Annotated in this window: 15 protein-coding genes and 3 tRNA genes; 9 read left to right on the top strand and 9 right to left on the bottom strand. The window is 57.4% G+C overall.

Annotation, left to right across the window (positions count from 1 at the left end; all coding sequences use genetic code 11):
* Positions 1 to 85: 85 nt before the first annotated feature.
* Positions 86 to 964 carry an esterase/lipase family protein gene (locus GIW69_RS12565; RefSeq protein WP_236483003.1) on the bottom strand — a complete coding sequence of 293 codons (879 nt, stop codon included), beginning with the start codon at positions 962 to 964 and terminating at the stop codon, positions 86 to 88.
* A 335-nt stretch (positions 965 to 1299) separates the two neighbouring features.
* On the opposite strand from GIW69_RS12565, the gene GIW69_RS12560 reads away from it, so the two are divergent.
* Positions 1300 to 2394: a hypothetical protein gene (locus tag GIW69_RS12560; protein WP_236482926.1), complete on the top strand. Its 1095-nt coding sequence runs from the start codon at positions 1300 to 1302 to the stop codon at positions 2392 to 2394.
* A 24-nt stretch (positions 2395 to 2418) separates the two neighbouring features.
* Here the strand turns inward: GIW69_RS12560 and GIW69_RS12555 are convergent, their stop codons facing one another.
* Together GIW69_RS12555 and GIW69_RS26220 are read right to left on the bottom strand one after the other, a co-directional pair.
* On the bottom strand, positions 2419 to 3495 hold the full coding sequence (locus GIW69_RS12555) for a 3-deoxy-7-phosphoheptulonate synthase (RefSeq protein WP_236482924.1): 1077 nt from the start codon (positions 3493 to 3495) through the stop codon (positions 2419 to 2421).
* A gap of 337 nt (positions 3496 to 3832) precedes the next feature.
* Entirely contained in the window at positions 3833 to 3961 is a 129-nt protein-coding gene (locus GIW69_RS26220) for a hypothetical protein (protein WP_268945509.1), read from the bottom strand.
* 141 nt (positions 3962 to 4102) lie between these two features.
* Here GIW69_RS26220 and GIW69_RS12550 point away from each other — a divergent pair, with 141 nt between their 5' ends.
* The 8 genes from GIW69_RS12550 (at position 4103) to GIW69_RS12515 (ending at position 9073) form a co-directional block, all read left to right on the top strand.
* A complete protein-coding gene (locus GIW69_RS12550) occupies positions 4103 to 4543 on the top strand; it encodes a GNAT family N-acetyltransferase (protein ID WP_236482922.1) in 441 nt (146 codons plus the stop codon).
* 127 nt (positions 4544 to 4670) lie between these two features.
* Positions 4671 to 5312: a response regulator transcription factor GacA gene (gene gacA, locus GIW69_RS12545; RefSeq protein ID WP_008015884.1), complete on the top strand. Its 642-nt coding sequence runs from the start codon at positions 4671 to 4673 to the stop codon at positions 5310 to 5312.
* A gap of 2 nt (positions 5313 to 5314) precedes the next feature.
* Positions 5315 to 7138, top strand: a complete 1824-nt coding sequence (uvrC, locus tag GIW69_RS12540) for an excinuclease ABC subunit UvrC (RefSeq protein ID WP_236482920.1) — start codon at positions 5315 to 5317, stop codon at positions 7136 to 7138.
* A 32-nt stretch (positions 7139 to 7170) separates the two neighbouring features.
* The gene (gene pgsA / locus GIW69_RS12535) at positions 7171 to 7731 is read left to right on the top strand and encodes a CDP-diacylglycerol--glycerol-3-phosphate 3-phosphatidyltransferase (RefSeq protein WP_236482918.1); all 561 of its coding nucleotides are present in this window, start codon (positions 7171 to 7173) and stop codon (positions 7729 to 7731) included.
* Positions 7732 to 7790: 59 nt separating this feature from the next.
* Positions 7791 to 7866, top strand: a tRNA-Gly gene (locus tag GIW69_RS12530).
* Between the two features lie 267 nt (positions 7867 to 8133).
* Positions 8134 to 8433, top strand: coding sequence for a hypothetical protein (locus tag GIW69_RS12525; RefSeq protein ID WP_236482916.1), 300 nt, complete (start codon positions 8134 to 8136; stop codon positions 8431 to 8433).
* Positions 8434 to 8717: 284 nt separating this feature from the next.
* Positions 8718 to 8791, top strand: a tRNA-Cys gene (locus GIW69_RS12520).
* Between the two features lie 195 nt (positions 8792 to 8986).
* Positions 8987 to 9073: transfer RNA gene (locus GIW69_RS12515), tRNA-Leu, on the top strand.
* A 240-nt stretch (positions 9074 to 9313) separates the two neighbouring features.
* On the opposite strand, the gene GIW69_RS12510 is transcribed toward GIW69_RS12515, so the two are convergent.
* From GIW69_RS12510 to GIW69_RS12485, 6 genes are all read right to left on the bottom strand, one after another.
* On the bottom strand, positions 9314 to 9544 hold the full coding sequence (locus GIW69_RS12510) for a hypothetical protein (RefSeq protein WP_236482914.1): 231 nt from the start codon (positions 9542 to 9544) through the stop codon (positions 9314 to 9316).
* A 207-nt stretch (positions 9545 to 9751) separates the two neighbouring features.
* Positions 9752 to 10795, bottom strand: coding sequence for a DNA topoisomerase IB (locus GIW69_RS12505; RefSeq protein ID WP_236482912.1), 1044 nt, complete (start codon positions 10793 to 10795; stop codon positions 9752 to 9754).
* 72 nt (positions 10796 to 10867) lie between these two features.
* Entirely contained in the window at positions 10868 to 11947 is a 1080-nt protein-coding gene (modC, locus tag GIW69_RS12500) for a molybdenum ABC transporter ATP-binding protein (protein ID WP_236482910.1), read from the bottom strand.
* A gap of 3 nt (positions 11948 to 11950) precedes the next feature.
* Positions 11951 to 12631 carry a molybdate ABC transporter permease subunit gene (modB, locus tag GIW69_RS12495; protein ID WP_236482909.1) on the bottom strand — a complete coding sequence of 227 codons (681 nt, stop codon included), beginning with the start codon at positions 12629 to 12631 and terminating at the stop codon, positions 11951 to 11953.
* Positions 12632 to 13399 carry a molybdate ABC transporter substrate-binding protein gene (gene modA, locus GIW69_RS12490; RefSeq protein WP_236482907.1) on the bottom strand — a complete coding sequence of 256 codons (768 nt, stop codon included), beginning with the start codon at positions 13397 to 13399 and terminating at the stop codon, positions 12632 to 12634. It lies immediately after the preceding gene.
* Between the two features lie 162 nt (positions 13400 to 13561).
* The gene (locus GIW69_RS12485; RefSeq protein ID WP_236482905.1) at positions 13562 to 14629 is read right to left on the bottom strand and encodes an NAD(P)H-dependent flavin oxidoreductase; all 1068 of its coding nucleotides are present in this window, start codon (positions 14627 to 14629) and stop codon (positions 13562 to 13564) included.
* Between the last annotated feature and the right edge of the window lie 170 nt (positions 14630 to 14799).

The raw sequence follows: 14799 nt of genomic DNA, 5'->3' as shown, positions 1-14799 counted from the left end.
GCCTACCGGAATCAGTGGGCGATTTCTCGGCAAAGTTCCGTTCGGCTATTCGGGCGAGACTCTGTGGCCTCATGTCATGTCTGCGCTAGAGGTCTGCCGCACACAGGCGGGCAGCGTGTTGTACATAAAGGTCGATAGAGTCTGGCATCACCGCACGTTGCGCTGGCGTCCTGCGCAGGCTGCCCAAGTGGTCGAAAGGGTAATCGGAACGGATAACAGTGCCCAGGTGCGAGCTGTAGCGGCCAACGAGGCCGTCATTCTGCTCGGCTTCCGTGGTGAAGTGTTCCGCCATCGCCCGACAAACCGCATGAATCGGGTCAAGTGTGAGCGGGAACGTCAGGAAACCCGTCTGCAACGTACCACTCCAGGAGTAATAACGTACGCCGTTGACGCGCTCTGCCCCATGTCCGCCCCATGTGGCAGGCAGGCCTTGCGGATATTTGTCGTTGAAAGCGCCGACCCCTTCGGTGGTCAGGGCATTGAGCGCCGCGACGGCGTTTTGCGGAAGGGTTCGGTTACCACCGAGTAAGGCGAGCAGGTCGGCGAAATGCGTCGCGACTTTCTGCGCGACCGCTTCGGGCAAGCGCCCTGGAATCAACGCCTGACGTAAAAAATCGGCGATTTCCGAACCGTGATTGGGGCCGCTGACCGATGTCACCGATGCGACTGTTTGTGGGGCAACGGCCGCTACATAGCGCGCGGCGAGGGCGCCTTGGCTGTGTCCTATCAAATTGACCCGTTCGGCGCCGGTTCTTCTGAGCAACGCATTGATCTGGTCACGTAGTTGCTCGCCTCGGACTTCATTGTCGTGAGTAGCTGACAAGTGCGGAACGAACACTCGGTGGCCCGCAGCTTTAAGTACCTCCTTGACGTCATGAAAAAGCTCGAAGGCGCCAATGCGCTCAAATCCAAACAAACCGTGCACCAACAGGATGGGGGAGTGGGTTGTTGCATTCCGTTGCATGTTCATACCTTTTCGCAGAAGTTCATCGGTGATCTCTGCGTGCCACTCTAAATCACTCATTTCACGAGCGGCGTATGAAAAGCCGCTTCCTTCGAGGGGAAAATGGACTAGTACATGTGCGAACTTTCCTTGGTGATTGAACGCTGTATCGGAATATTTGGACATCCAGCGCACACCCTTCATGTTTTTCCCGGCCGCTGCCTACGCGATGAGCTGACTTTGACCAAGCGCTGTAGGGCCTTGAACTGACATCTTTCCACTCGGCAAACGCGTTCAAATGATGACTGCCCGTGCATTTGCCGGGCGCCTAACGTTTCCAGGGAATGGAGCTACACATGACAATGCATGACGCACAGTTGATTTCGCGGACGGAATTGGCCACACCTGTTATCGAAGGCGTGGAGGGCAGCGTGATTGATCCGGCAATGGGGCGGGTTGTCGTGCGGGTCGCTCCCTATTCAGGCATGGCCTGTGGCGACAAGGTGGTCTTGATCTGGGCAGGCCTTGATGCCGAAGGCTTGGGTTATCGGCATGAGATGTCGCGCTTCGTCAGTGACGGGCAGGTCGCGAAAGACATTGTATTCGTGGTCAAGAATGTTCATCTCGCGGCACTTGACGGCGGCTCGCTTGAGCTCCGCTGGGCATTGACCTGTGCAGCTCGACCCGAACCTGAGATATCGACAGCGCTGGTGCTCGATGTCGGCGATGTAAACGACCATTTGCTGCCGGCGGTTATCGACGATGCCGTGGGCGGAACGCTGGATCCGGATCGAGTGCCATTGGGCGCGAGCGTCACGTTGCGACCTTATGCACGGATGAAGGCGGGCGACCGGATTTGCTGGTCATGGGAGGGCGTATCTTCAGCCGTTCCGTTTGAAGATTCGCTGACAGTCGAAGGGTTCGCGGTGGGTGAAACCTTGGGTGTCTGGGTGGCGCCAGAATACATACGTGCTCATATCAGCGGCGAAGTCAGCGTCACGTATCGAGTGGAACAAGCGGGTGAAACGCCACGCAGCTCCGAGCCGGCAAAAATACTGATCGCACCTTTGCAGCGCGGTACGTTGCGCGCACCCGATGTGCTGGAATTGCAGAACGGTGTTCTGAAGCTGGAAGATGCGCTGGATGGCGTGACGGTGGTGATCGATAACGCCCGGGCAGAAGCGGGAGAGCTGGTGTACCTGCAATGCAATGGCACGTTATTCAGCCATCATGATGAGCGGGAAATCACTGGGGAAAACGCGGGCGATGCTTTGGTGTTTATCGTTCCCTACCGGTTCTGGCGAGAGCATCAAGGCACCGAGGTGCGGATATTTTTCCAGGTCGAGCGGCTTGATGATACGAGTCAGGTGTCCGACGCGGTTATCGTACAAGTAGAGGCGCAGGTGTCGGTCGAATCGTCAGCTTGCAATGCGCAGCCCTCCGGGCTTTGAACATGCCGGAGGGCTGCGATAGCGTCAGCCGCGATCGTCTTTGCGGATGCGCTCGGCGGCGTTCAGCAACAGCCGCTGCGTCGCATTGAAACCCAGGCATCCGTCGGTGATGGATACGCCATATTGCAAGGAGGCGCCGAGAGGCTGGCAACCTTCAAGCAGATGGGACTCCAGCATCATGCCGATCAGTGAGTGATCACCTTGCAGGCGTTGTTCTAGGACGTCATTGAATACCGCCGGCTGACGCAACGGGTCTTTGCCGCTGTTGGCATGGCTGCAATCGACCATGATCCGGCTTGGGATTTTCAGGCGTGACAGTTCTGCCCGAATCTGTGCAACGCTGTCACGGTCGTAATTGGGCCCTTGATGACCCCCGCGCAGCACCACATGGGTATTGCGGTTGCCTTGGGTTTGAATGATCGCCGGATGCCCCTGACTGTCCACTCCGAAGTGCCGGTGGGGATGTGCCGCAGAACGCATCGCATCGACGGCGACGGCAACGCCGCCGTCGGTGCCATTCTTGAATCCGACCGGCATGCTCAAGCCGCTGGCCATTTCCCGATGGATTTGCGATTCAGTGGTGCGGGCACCAATGGCGACCCAGCCCAGCAGGTCGTCGAAATAGCCGGCGGCCATCGGTTGCAGCAGTTCAGTGGCGATCGGCAGGCCGAGGCGGATCATTTCCAGCATCAGTTCGCGCGACAGTGTCAGGCCGGCGGCCATGTCATCGCTGCCATCCAGGTGTGGATCGTAAGCCAGACCTTTCCAGCCAATGGTGGTGCGGGGTTTTTCAACGTAGGCACGCATAACCAGCAGCATTACATCGCTGACTTCATCAGCCAGACGGGCCAGTTCGCCAGCGTATTCAATGGCCGATTTCGGATCGTGGATGGAGCAGGGGCCGACGACGACCAGCAGACGCTGGTCTTCACCGTCGAGAATGGCGCGAATCGTTTCGCGGTGCGCGGTAACTTGTTGACTGAGGACATTGCTCAACGGCAGTTGTTGTTTCAACTGCAACGCGCTGGGCAAGCGCAGCGTCAGGGTTTCGTTGGCAGGATTCAGGCTGGACAGCGGTAGAACGGAGACGGACGAGTTCATGTTTTAAGTTCCTGGGCCGGCGGCGGGTGCGTCCCGCGCGCAAAGCCCTACTGGGGTGTTCGACAGTTGGCCGGATTGGCGTGAAGAGAGTGCTTGCCACCTGTGGGTGACCGATCGGAGGCGGCAGGCTGTCCCGAGCGGAGGCTGGTAAATCGCCAGGCGGTGAAACTGTCGTGACGGTAATAAGTGGCGTAGTTCATGTCGTTATTCCTCAAGGTGTCTGTTGTGGGGCTGAAAAAAACAGGGGCCAGAAAAAACAAAACCCCCGGTCGGGAGGCCGACCGGGGGTTGAGAATTCTCTGGTAGGCGACCCGTCAAATTGGGCGCCGTATGGGTATCAGGCGCGCCAGTGGCTAAACCAATACCCAAAATAAAAACTGACCGGAGCGCAGACGCCGTTCACCCGTGCAGCCGCGATCGAGCGCAGGGCGCTGATGGCAGGAAGCTTGGAAAGGGTGGTCAACATGTTCTGTCTCCAGTGAATGCGCCGAGCTTACTCGACGCAAGCGCGCGCCAGCAATCAGAAAATGCTATCGAGTGTTTTAAGTGCCAGCTATAAGGTAGGAGTTTAATACCTGTGACTGCTTCAGTAGGGAGATTGACTTCAGTGTTCCACCTGCTCAACGCATCTGTTGACGATCTGCCGTTCGCCCGAGAGCTGACGTGCCAAAACATGCTGCGATATTACATTAGCCATGAGTTGCTCTGGCAGGACGAAGCGTTCGATGTCGCCTGGTCGGGCCGAGACAATTGGCTGATTTTCGATGAGGGTGTGCGAATCGGTTTTTTCAGTCTGAGCCGGGATGCGAGAGCGTTGTACCTTCGCGAATTACAAATTATCGAAACATGCAGAAGACAGGGCGCCGGATCCTGGGCGATCGATCAAGTTGCCGTGATGGCTCGTGATCGGCGAAACCCGGCACTGCGCCTGACGGTGTTCAAAGATAATCCGGCACGGAGCCTGTATGAAAGAAAGGGCTTTCAAGTGCAGGGGGAGGATGCGTGTTTCCTGCGAATGGAACTCGATTTGAGTACGCCTGTGCTCTGAAACCCACGGCCCGCAAGCCCTCGATGACGAATTGAAACTTTTAATATGTCGCTTGCCGCTAGGTCTGTCGGGCACTTTTTGCTAAGGTGTCCGGCATCCCAATAAGACCATATCACGAGGTGTCTGCTTGATTAGGGTGCTGGTGGTCGATGACCACGATCTTGTTCGTACAGGCATTACACGGATGCTCGCCGATATCGACGGCTTGCAGGTGGTCGGCCAGGCCGAGTCCGGTGAAGAGTCCCTTCTCAAGGCCCGGGAACTGAAGCCGGACGTGGTTCTGATGGACGTCAAGATGCCCGGCATCGGCGGTCTTGAGGCCACGCGCAAACTCCTGCGCAGTCACCCCGACATCAAAGTGGTGGCGGTCACTGTCTGTGAAGAAGATCCGTTTCCTACACGATTGCTACAGGCGGGGGCGGCCGGGTATCTCACCAAAGGAGCCGGCTTGCCGGAAATGGTTCAGGCCATTCGCCTGGTTTTTGCCGGGCAGCGCTACATAAGCCCGCAAATTGCTCAGCAGTTGGCGATCAAATCCTTTCAGCCAACCAACGATTCGCCGTTTGACGCTTTGTCCGAACGCGAAATCCAGATTGCCCTGATGATTGTCGGCTGCCAGAAGGTGCAGATCATCTCCGACAAGTTGTGCTTGTCGCCGAAAACCGTGAACACCTACCGATACCGAATCTTCGAGAAGCTCTCGATCAGTAGCGATGTCGAGTTGACGCTTCTGGCTGTTCGTCACGGCATGGTCGACGCCAGCCTTTGACCATGACTGAAATATTCGATTCCAGCGCTTTTTTGTCGACCGTTAGCGGGCGCCCCGGCGTCTATCGCATGTTCGACAGTGAGGCGCGCCTGCTTTACGTCGGTAAGGCCAAGAATCTCAAAAAACGTCTGACCAGTTATTTCCGCAAGACCGGCCTCGCACCCAAGACCGCTGCCCTGGTCGGACGGATCGCCCAGGTCGAGACGACCATCACCGCCAACGAAACGGAAGCGCTGCTGCTTGAACAGACGCTGATCAAGGAATGGCGTCCGCCGTACAACATTTTGCTGCGCGACGATAAATCCTATCCCTACGTGTTTCTGTCCGACGGGCAATTTCCGCGACTGAGCATTCATCGCGGCGCCAAAAAAGCCAAAGGCAAATATTTCGGCCCATACCCGAGCGCCGGGGCGATTCGCGAAAGCCTCAGCCTTTTGCAAAAGACTTTTTTCGTCCGCCAGTGCGAGGACAGTTACTACAAAAACCGCACCCGGCCATGCCTGCAGTATCAGATCAAGCGTTGTAAGGCACCTTGTGTCGGTCTGGTCGAGCCGCAGGTGTATGCCGAAGATGTCCGTCACTCCGTGATGTTTCTCGAAGGACGCAGTCATGCGCTGACGAATGAGCTGTCCAGCGCGATGGAAGAAGCAGCGATCAATCTTGAGTTCGAGCGGGCCGCCGAGCTGCGCGATCAGGTGGCCTTGCTGCGCAGGGTTCAGGATCAGCAAAGCATGGAGGGCGGAACCGGGGATATCGATGTTATCGCCGCGTTCGTCAACCCGGGCGGTGCATGTGTGCATTTGATCAGCGTGCGCGGCGGACGCGTGCTGGGCAGCAAGAATTTTTTCCCGCAGGTCGGTATTGAAGAAGACGTTTCAGAAGTGATGGCGGCGTTTTTGGGACAATATTTCATCAGCAGTCCCGAGCGCGACCTGCCCAGCGAACTGATCGTAAACGTAGTGCACGAGGATTTTCCGACCCTGATCGCCGCCATTCACGAGTTGCGTGGGCGTGAGCTGGCCATCAGTCACCGAGTGCGGGGCACGCGGGCACGCTGGCAGCAACTGGCCGTCACCAATGCCGAACAGGCGCTCGGCGCCCGGCTTGCCAACCGGCAACATGTCGCGGCGCGCTTCGATGCATTGGCCGAGGTGTTGAACCTGGACGAGCCGCCCCAGCGTCTGGAGTGCTACGACATCAGCCACTCTAGCGGTGAAGCGACTGTGGCGTCGTGCGTCGTGTTCGGGCCGGAAGGCGCGATCAAATCGGATTATCGGCGCTACAACATTGAAGGCGTAACGCCGGGCGATGATTACGCCGCCATGCATCAGGCGCTCACTCGTCGATTCAGCAAACTGAAAGAAGGCGAGGGCAAGTTGCCGGACATTTTGCTGGTGGACGGTGGCAAGGGGCAATTGTCCATGGCCCGTGACGTACTCAACGAATTGGCCGTTCCGGATTTGATCTTGCTCGGTGTTGCCAAGGGCGCGACGCGAAAGGCCGGGTTCGAAACGTTGTATCTAAATGATGCGGCTCATGAGTTCACGTTGCGTGGCGATTCACCCGCGTTGCATCTGATTCAGCAAATCCGTGATGAAGCCCACCGCTTCGCAATCACCGGACACCGCGCGCGACGCGGCAAAACCCGCCGTACATCAACGCTGGAAGGCGTTGCAGGTGTTGGTCCGACACGCCGTCGGGATTTGTTGAAACATTTTGGTGGATTGCAGGAGCTCTCTCGTGCAAGCATCGAAGAGATCGCCAAAGCACCGGGGATCAGTAAAAAGCTCGCCGAGTCGATTTATGCGAACCTGCATAGCGAGTAGAATGCCACCTCACCTCGTAGCCAGTTGTGCCGATGAATATCCCGAACCTGATTACCGTACTACGCGTTCTGCTCATCCCGATCTTCATTCTGCTGTTCTACCTGCCTTACCAGTGGAGTTACCTGGCATCCAGCTCGGTCTTCGCTTTTGCGGCGGCGACTGACTGGCTGGATGGTTATCTGGCTCGTCGTCTGGAACAAAGCACACCATTCGGGGCGTTTCTCGATCCTGTCGCTGACAAACTGATGGTAGCGGTGGCGCTGGTGCTGCTGGTGCAAGAGCACGGCAATCTATGGTTGACCTTGCCTGCCGCGGTCATCATCGGTCGCGAAATTGTCATTTCGGCTTTGCGCGAATGGATGGCTGAGATCGGCGCCCGTGCCCACGTAGCGGTATCGAATCTCGGCAAATGGAAGACCGCCGCGCAAATGCTGGCGCTGGTCATCCTGCTGGCCAACCCTTATGCCTTCACTTTCTGGGTATTGTTGGGTTACGCGCTGTTGCTGATCTCGGCAGGGCTGACGCTCTGGTCCATGGTTCAATACCTGCGTGCGGCCTGGCCACATTTGAAAACGGATGTAGAAAAAAAATAAAACTTTTTGAATCAAAGGGTTGACGGCGCTTCTGGATTCTATAGAATGCGCCACACCAAGCGGGAATAGCTCAGTTGGTAGAGCACGACCTTGCCAAGGTCGGGGTCGCGAGTTCGAGTCTCGTTTCCCGCTCCAAATTAAGGATCCAGGCGCTCATTATTGAAGTCTGCAAGCCTATGAAAAAATCGACCTTCGGGTCGTTTTTTTTTGCCTGTAAAAAAGTCGGTGATTGGGTTTAGATGCGGAGGCACGCGTTAATAAAGCCAATGCTGTAGGGAAACAGCATTCTGTCTTGTAGGGTTTTTCCTTTGATGCTGATTCGAACGCTGATAGCCAGATCACTTCAAACAGTCTGTGTTTATAGTCGTCCCCCGCATTCCAGTGAGGGAGGACATCAGGATCATGAGTAGCAAAGCGGGCGATACGCCGCCGGAAAAACAGTCCCTGAGCACCTTGAGACGCCATCGCCGAGCATCGGGCAAGCGCTTGCGATTGTTGTTGCGTGAGTATGGGATTTCACCAACTGGTTTCGCAGAGTTCCTGGTGGTTACTCCGGCCTGTATAACCAACTGGTTTGTGCGCGGCGTACCTCGACACCGCTTGGGCGAATTCTCAAGGTTATTGAGCGTTAACGAACGGTGGCTGGCGATCGGGGAGGGGATTCGTCACCCCTGTTTCGATCCTCCCGTGCGTAAAAACTGACAACCTGGCGCATTCAAAGGCCAGTCCAGGCCAGCTTGAATCGGTTCCTGAAAGGATTTCACCCAGGTATTACGGTGTCGCCGGCACATCACTGGATCGAATCGAAACATTGTTGTTATCTGGGGGTTGCCACACCTTTGGATCTAGTCCATAATCTCGCCCATCGAAAGCGCTGAAGGGTTAAAAACTTCAACGAATTCAACAGGATAGGTGATGCGAAAGCGCACTGCTTCTGATCAGGTTTGTACCCATTTGTTGTTGTGCTACTGACGACAGATGTTTGAGGCCGAGTAGCAAAATGGTTATGCAGTGGATTGCAAATCCACCTACGCCGGTTCGATTCCGACCTCGGCCTCCACTTTTAGAAAGCTCCGTAGATCCATGATTTACGGAGCTTTTTTATTTGCCTGACGTTGAAAGATTTAGTCTTGAAAACGATCTATACAAACTTGCTTCGCGGGGATGTGATGTATATATTTCCCGCTCGGCTGCATCAGGTTGAAGTCAGTGGAGCACATGCTCTGCGAACCAAACCTCGCAACACCGCGCTACCGCCCGAATGGCGAAACTGGTAGACGCATGGGACTTAAAATCCCCCGCTCGTAAGGGCGTGCCGGTTCGATTCCGGCTTCGGGCACCATGAATATCAAGGGCTTGCATGAGATACCTCGTGCAAGCCCTTTTCTTTTCACTCCGCAAAATCCCCCCGTCGCGCTGTAACTCCCCGCCAGCGAGCATGAATTGAACTGCTGGTGTGCAAACCCTCATGGTAGACGTTCAGTCCTGCAATCGCAGTCGATCATTCGATTTACTCGGTTCGCCAGCTCGATATTCCATAAAAAGGCACCGCATCCGAACATTCCAAGGCAATCACGGCTTCCTATCTGAACCGTGGCAGTGGTCGCTCGACGGGTTTTAGTGCCGACAGCGTGCTGCGGATCAGCGGCGTGTCCTTCTCGATATCGCTCAGGCGGTCACGGATGCGTAGCGCGGTTGGATGGCCGCCTTGATGGTCAACCCAATCGGCGATTTCCTTACACGCCGCCGCGAGACGGGCCTGACGGGAATCGAGCAGGGTGAGAAGGGTGGTGATGGACTCTTTTTCGGACATGAAACACCTCCGTTCAAGAACCGGTGGAAGTTGGCGGCGCGCTACAGGGAGCCTACCGCCCTTGGGGGGTGGAACAAATATTGAGTATAGACCCGCAAACGAAAGGCATCTGTCGAAGGATATTCAGGCTGTTTCACCGCAACGGATGCGTATCCGTCAACTATAGAAGCCTTGTGTAAACGTGCAATACATCGACCGGTCATCCTGTCAGCATTCACAAACGTCCGTCACTTCATCCATGCGCTCAAGAAACATCGCCAGGGCGACCTCTTCGCTGCGCAGCCCCTTGCGTAGGCGAGGTCGAGGCAATTCAGCCAATGCGCCGAGCATGAAATGCTCAACCACCGCCGGGTGGATGTAGCACTTTCGGCAGACTGCCGGAGTGTTACCCAGTGTCTTGGCGACGTTCTTGACCATGTCGACCACATGGCGCTTGGCCTCGGCTTCCGATTCCCATTGCCGCTCGCGCAGCACTGATAACGCCAGTGCGGTGCCGGCCCAGGTGCGGTAATCCTTGGCGGTAAAATCGGCGCCGGTCAGGGTTTGCAGATAGGCGTTGACGTCGTGGGAACTGACGGTATGCCGCTCGCCGTTTTCGTCCAGATACTGAAACAGATTCTGCCCGGGGATTTCCAGGCAGCGCTTGACGATACGTGCGAGGCGTCGATCCTTGACGGTGATTTGATGTTCGATGCCACTCTTGCCGCGAAACTGGAATTGAATCGCGCTGCCGTTGACCTCGACGTGCCGGCTGCGCAGGGTGGTCAGACCATAGGAACGATTGTCCCGGGCGTATTGCGAATTGCCGACGCGAATCAGGGTTGCGTCGAGCAGAGTGATCACGGTGGCCATGACTTTGTCGCGACTGAAACCGGGGGCTGCCAACAGCGCCTCCAGTTGCTTGCGCAACTTGGGCAGCGCCGAGCCGAACTCGCGCAGTCGGGAGTATTTGTCGGCATCGCGCACTTCGCGCCAGCGCACGTGATAGCGGTATTGCTTGCGGCCTCGGGCGTCGCGACCGGTGGCTTGAAGGTGACCCCGCGGATCGGCGCAGATCCACACGTCAGTGTAGGCCGGCGGAACAGCGAGAGTGTTAATGCGCTTTATTTCATCAGCGTCTGTGATGCGCTGGCCAGCGGTATCGAAATAGCAGAAACGGCCGCGCAGCTTTTTGCGGGTGATGCCCGGTTGCGTGTCGTCGACGTAGTGAAGATCCGGCGGCAATACGTCTGGCAGCGCGGTGTCGGGCATGGCGGCGTCCTTAATGGCTAAGCGGTTGTGTTAAACCGATTGACCGCACGCTGACGCCGTCGTGCCCGGAATTTACGCCAGAACCGCCACCGCTTTGATCTGCGCCCACAGTCGTTGGCCGGTGTGGATACCAAGTTGATCCCGGGAAAACCGGGTGATGCGCGCCAACAACGGTGTACCGGCGGCATCCAGACGGATCAGCACGTGGGCGGCATTGTCGGCGGGTTGCTCGCTGACCACGGTAACGGGCAGTCGATTGAGAATGCTGCTGTGTTCGCTGTTTTGCAGGCTGAGACTTATGTCGCGCGCCTGTACCTTGCAGCGCAGCGCCTGGCCCGTGGCCATGGCCGCGTGCGCAACACGAATGCTCACGTACGAATTGGGCAACTGCAAGGTCAGTAATTGGTAGTCCTGATCGTAGCCAATGACCTGGCCTTCGATGACAACACCGGCGTCGTCGCCCAGAGCCAGCGGCAAATCGAGGCGCGCCAGGGTTTCGCCGATCGGGCCGCTGGCCAGCGCCTTGCCGTCACTGAGCAACACTAGATGATCGGCCAGACGCGCCACTTCGTCTTGCGCATGACTGACGTACAGCACCGGAATATCCAGTTCGTCATGCAGGCGTTGCAGGTAGGGCAGGATTTCACTTTTGCGCTGGCTATCGAGTGCGGCGAGGGGTTCATCCATCAGCAGCAATTTCGGGCTGGTGAGCAATGCCCGGGCGATGCCGATGCGCTGACGTTCGCCACCGGACAAGTGCTGCGGATGGCGCTCAAGCAAATGGCCGATCCCCAGCAGTTCGGTGGCGTGTGCCATATCGACCCGACGCTGGTTCCTTGGAATACGCTTGAGGCCAAATTCAAGGTTCGCCAGCACCGAGAGATGCGGGAAGAGACTCGCCTCCTGAAACACATAGCCCAGCGCGCGCTTATGCGGCGGTACGAACACGCCGGCCTGGCTGTCCTGCCAGATTTCGTCATTGATCCGAATGAAACCCTGTTCGGCACGTTCAAGCCCGGCGATGCAGCGCAAACAAGTGGTCTTGCCCGAGCCCGACTGGCCGAACAGCGCGGTGACTCCGCGTCCGGGCAAATGAAGGTCGACATCAAGGCTGAAGCCGGGGTAGTCGATTTTGAGGCGCGCATCAATCATTCATCAGCTCCAGCCTGCGCGGGTCTTGCGGCTCGAATACAACGCCAGCAACACCAGAAACGAAAACACCAGCATTGCCCCGGCCAGCCAATGGGCTTGCGCGTATTCCATGGCTTCGACGTGGTCGTAGATTTGCACCGAGACCACCCGTGTCTTGTCGGGAATATTGCCGCCGATCATCAGTACGACGCCAAACTCACCGACGGTATGCGCGAAGCCGAGGATCGCCGCTGTAATGAAACCCGGACGCGCGAGCGGCAGGATTACCCTGAAAAAAGTGTCCCAGGGATTGGCGCGCAAGGTCGCGGCCACTTCGAGTGGGCGGGCGCCGATCGCCGAAAACGCGTTCTGCAGCGGTTGCACCACAAACGGCATCGAATACAACACCGAGCCGATCACCAGGCCAGTGAAGCTGAACGTGAGCGTGCCCAGCCCCAGCCACTGGGTGAACTGACCCAAAAAACCGTTCGGGCCCATCACCAGCAACAGATAGAACCCGATAACGGTGGGCGGCAGCACCAAGGGCAGGGCGACAATTGCCCCGACCGGGCCGCGCAGCCACGAGCGAGTACGCGACAGCCAAAGGGCTATCGGAGTGCCGACAACCAACAGGATCGCGGTTGTCAGTGACGCCAGTTTCAGGGTCAGCCAGATCGCCGCGAAATCAGCACTCGTCAGCGACATTTAGAGCGGGTAACCGTAGGACTTGATAACCGCAGCGGCTTTCGGGCCTTTGAGGTATTCAACCAGCGCCTTGGTCGCCGCGTTGTCTTTGCCTTTGTTGAGGATCACGGCGTCCTGTTTGATCGGGTCGTGCATGTCGGCCGGTACGATCCACGCCGAACCGCTGCTGACTTTGCCGTCCTTGTAGATCTGCGAGAGGGCGACGAAGCCCAGCTCTGCGTTGCCGGTGGACACGAACTGATAAGCCTGGGTGATGTTCTGGCCTTCAACGATCTTCGCTTTGGTGGCTTCAGTCAGTTTCAGTTTTTCCAATACCTGGGTCGCAGCCAGACCGTAAGGCGCGGCTTTCGGGTTGGCGATGGAGAGATGCTGGTACTGGTTTTTCTTCAGCACTTCGCCGTTGGCGTCGACGTAGCCTTCTTTGGCCGACCAAAGCGCAAGGGTGCCGACGGCGTAGGTGAAGCGCGAGCCTTTGACCGTGTCGCCTTCTTTTTCGAGTTTTTCCGGGGTGGTGTCGTCGGCGGACAGGAAGACCTCAAACGGCGCGCCGTTTTTGATCTGGGCGTAGAACTGGCCAGTTGCGCCATAGGCTGCTACCAGTTTGTGGCCGGTTTCTTTTTCGAAATCAGCGGCGATGGCCTGGATCGGCGCGGTGAAGTTCGCGGCAACGGCGACCTGGACTTCATCGGCCTGGACAGCGCCGACCGCGAAAACGGCCAGCAATGAAGCCAGGCAGGTGGGGGCAAGACGTAAGGCACGAATGGTCATGTAGCAGCTCCGTTGATGACAAAAGCACGGGCAGTTGTTATTGGAAGTGGGCTGCGCCGAAGTAAAGATGTTTCGCTATATACGGAAATATATAGCGAAATGCCGCCAAACGGAACGCGACGAGAAGAGACATGATTGTTTTTAATGAAACGAGCGCCACGCTCAGGTGCGCGGCGTGAGTTTTTCGAGTGCGCCGGCAGCGAGTTGTTGAGTCAGTTCAGCACTGCTCAGTTCTTTGCCCAAGGTGAATGCCTGACCTGCCCAGAGATTGCTGAAATCCGCCTCACCCTTGGCGCGTAACGGCATCAGTGCGCCGCCGGCCAGTGGAAACGCCGGTGCTTTGCTTGAGATCGGGCCCAATTCGCGCATCACCCGATTGACGATGCCTCGCGCCGGGCGGCCGGTAAAAAGATTAGTGACAGCGGTTTCGCTTTCCTTGGCGGTGCGCAAGGCTTTGTGGTGTGAGGCGCTGACCTTGGCTTCCGGGGTGAACAAATAAGCCGTGCCGACCTGAACCGCCGACGCGCCCAGCACGAATGCCGCCGCCACACCCCGTGCGTCGCCGATCCCGCCAGCGGCAATCACCGGCACATTCACGGCATCGACAATTTGCGGCACCAAGGCAAAGGTGCCGACCTGAGTGTTCAAATCCTCGCTGAGGAAAATCCCTCGGTGACCACCCGCTTCGTAGCCCATGGCGATGATCGCGTCACAGCCGTGCTGTTCGAGCCAGATGGCTTCCTCGACCGTGGTGGCCGATGACAGGATTTTCGCGCCCGTGGCCTTGACCCGATCGAGCAAGGATTTCTCCGGCAGGCCGAAGTGAAAACTCACCACGGGTGGGCGAAATTCTTCGAGTACTTCGCAAGCGGCGGCGTCGAACGGTGCGCGGTTGGACGCCGGGGTTGGTGCATCGAAATCGACTCCGAGCTCGCGGTAGTACGGCTCCAGAAGGTTTTTCCAGTTCTGAGCACGTTGCTCATCGGCGACCGGCGTCTGATGGCAGAAAAAGTTGACGTTGTAAGGGCGTTGGGTGTGTTGGCGGATGGTCGTCAACGCTTCGCGCAACTGCTCGATGCTCAGCATCGCCGCCGGCATTGAGCCGAGGCCTCCGGCATTGCAAGTGGCGATGACCATGGACGAATTCGTCGCTCCGGCCATGGGGCCCTGGATGATCGGCAATTCGATGCCAAGCAGATCAAGAATGCGTGTATCGGGCCAGTGGCTCATGGTCAAGCTTCTCCGACGACAGAACAGGGCAGGGACGGTAGAGGCGTTTTTTAACAGCAATCCTGGATGGAGGCCAGCCGGGATACAAATCTCCTCGTCAACGTAGATTCAATCCGGCGGCCTCAATCCTGAAGACACGGGCGGCTTCGGAGAATCAACCGGCGAATTCG

Source organism: Pseudomonas syringae (genome assembly GCF_021605415.1).
Lineage (GTDB): Bacteria > Pseudomonadota > Gammaproteobacteria > Pseudomonadales > Pseudomonadaceae > Aquipseudomonas > Aquipseudomonas syringae_S.
Note: the sequence above shows the minus strand (reverse complement) of the source record. Positions and strands in the feature narration are given on the sequence as shown.

Bases quoted from the DNA above. Each gene is read 5' to 3' on its own strand.
- GIW69_RS12565 (WP_236483003.1), bottom strand. From the start codon at position 964: ATGCAACGGAATGCAACAACCCACTCCCCCATCCTGTTGGTGCACGGT.
- GIW69_RS12560 (WP_236482926.1), top strand. From the start codon at position 1,300: ATGACAATGCATGACGCACAGTTGATTTCGCGGACGGAATTGGCCACA.
- GIW69_RS12555 (WP_236482924.1), bottom strand. From the start codon at position 3,495: ATGAACTCGTCCGTCTCCGTTCTACCGCTGTCCAGCCTGAATCCTGCC.
- GIW69_RS26220 (WP_268945509.1), bottom strand. From the start codon at position 3,961: ATGTTGACCACCCTTTCCAAGCTTCCTGCCATCAGCGCCCTGCGCTCG.
- uvrC (WP_236482920.1), top strand. From the start codon at position 5,315: ATGACTGAAATATTCGATTCCAGCGCTTTTTTGTCGACCGTTAGCGGG.
- pgsA (WP_236482918.1), top strand. From the start codon at position 7,171: ATGAATATCCCGAACCTGATTACCGTACTACGCGTTCTGCTCATCCCG.
- GIW69_RS12525 (WP_236482916.1), top strand. From the start codon at position 8,134: ATGAGTAGCAAAGCGGGCGATACGCCGCCGGAAAAACAGTCCCTGAGC.
- GIW69_RS12510 (WP_236482914.1), bottom strand. From the start codon at position 9,544: ATGTCCGAAAAAGAGTCCATCACCACCCTTCTCACCCTGCTCGATTCC.
- GIW69_RS12505 (WP_236482912.1), bottom strand. From the start codon at position 10,795: ATGCCCGACACCGCGCTGCCAGACGTATTGCCGCCGGATCTTCACTAC.
- modC (WP_236482910.1), bottom strand. From the start codon at position 11,947: ATGATTGATGCGCGCCTCAAAATCGACTACCCCGGCTTCAGCCTTGAT.
- modB (WP_236482909.1), bottom strand. From the start codon at position 12,631: ATGTCGCTGACGAGTGCTGATTTCGCGGCGATCTGGCTGACCCTGAAA.
- modA (WP_236482907.1), bottom strand. From the start codon at position 13,399: ATGACCATTCGTGCCTTACGTCTTGCCCCCACCTGCCTGGCTTCATTG.
- GIW69_RS12485 (WP_236482905.1), bottom strand. From the start codon at position 14,629: ATGAGCCACTGGCCCGATACACGCATTCTTGATCTGCTTGGCATCGAA.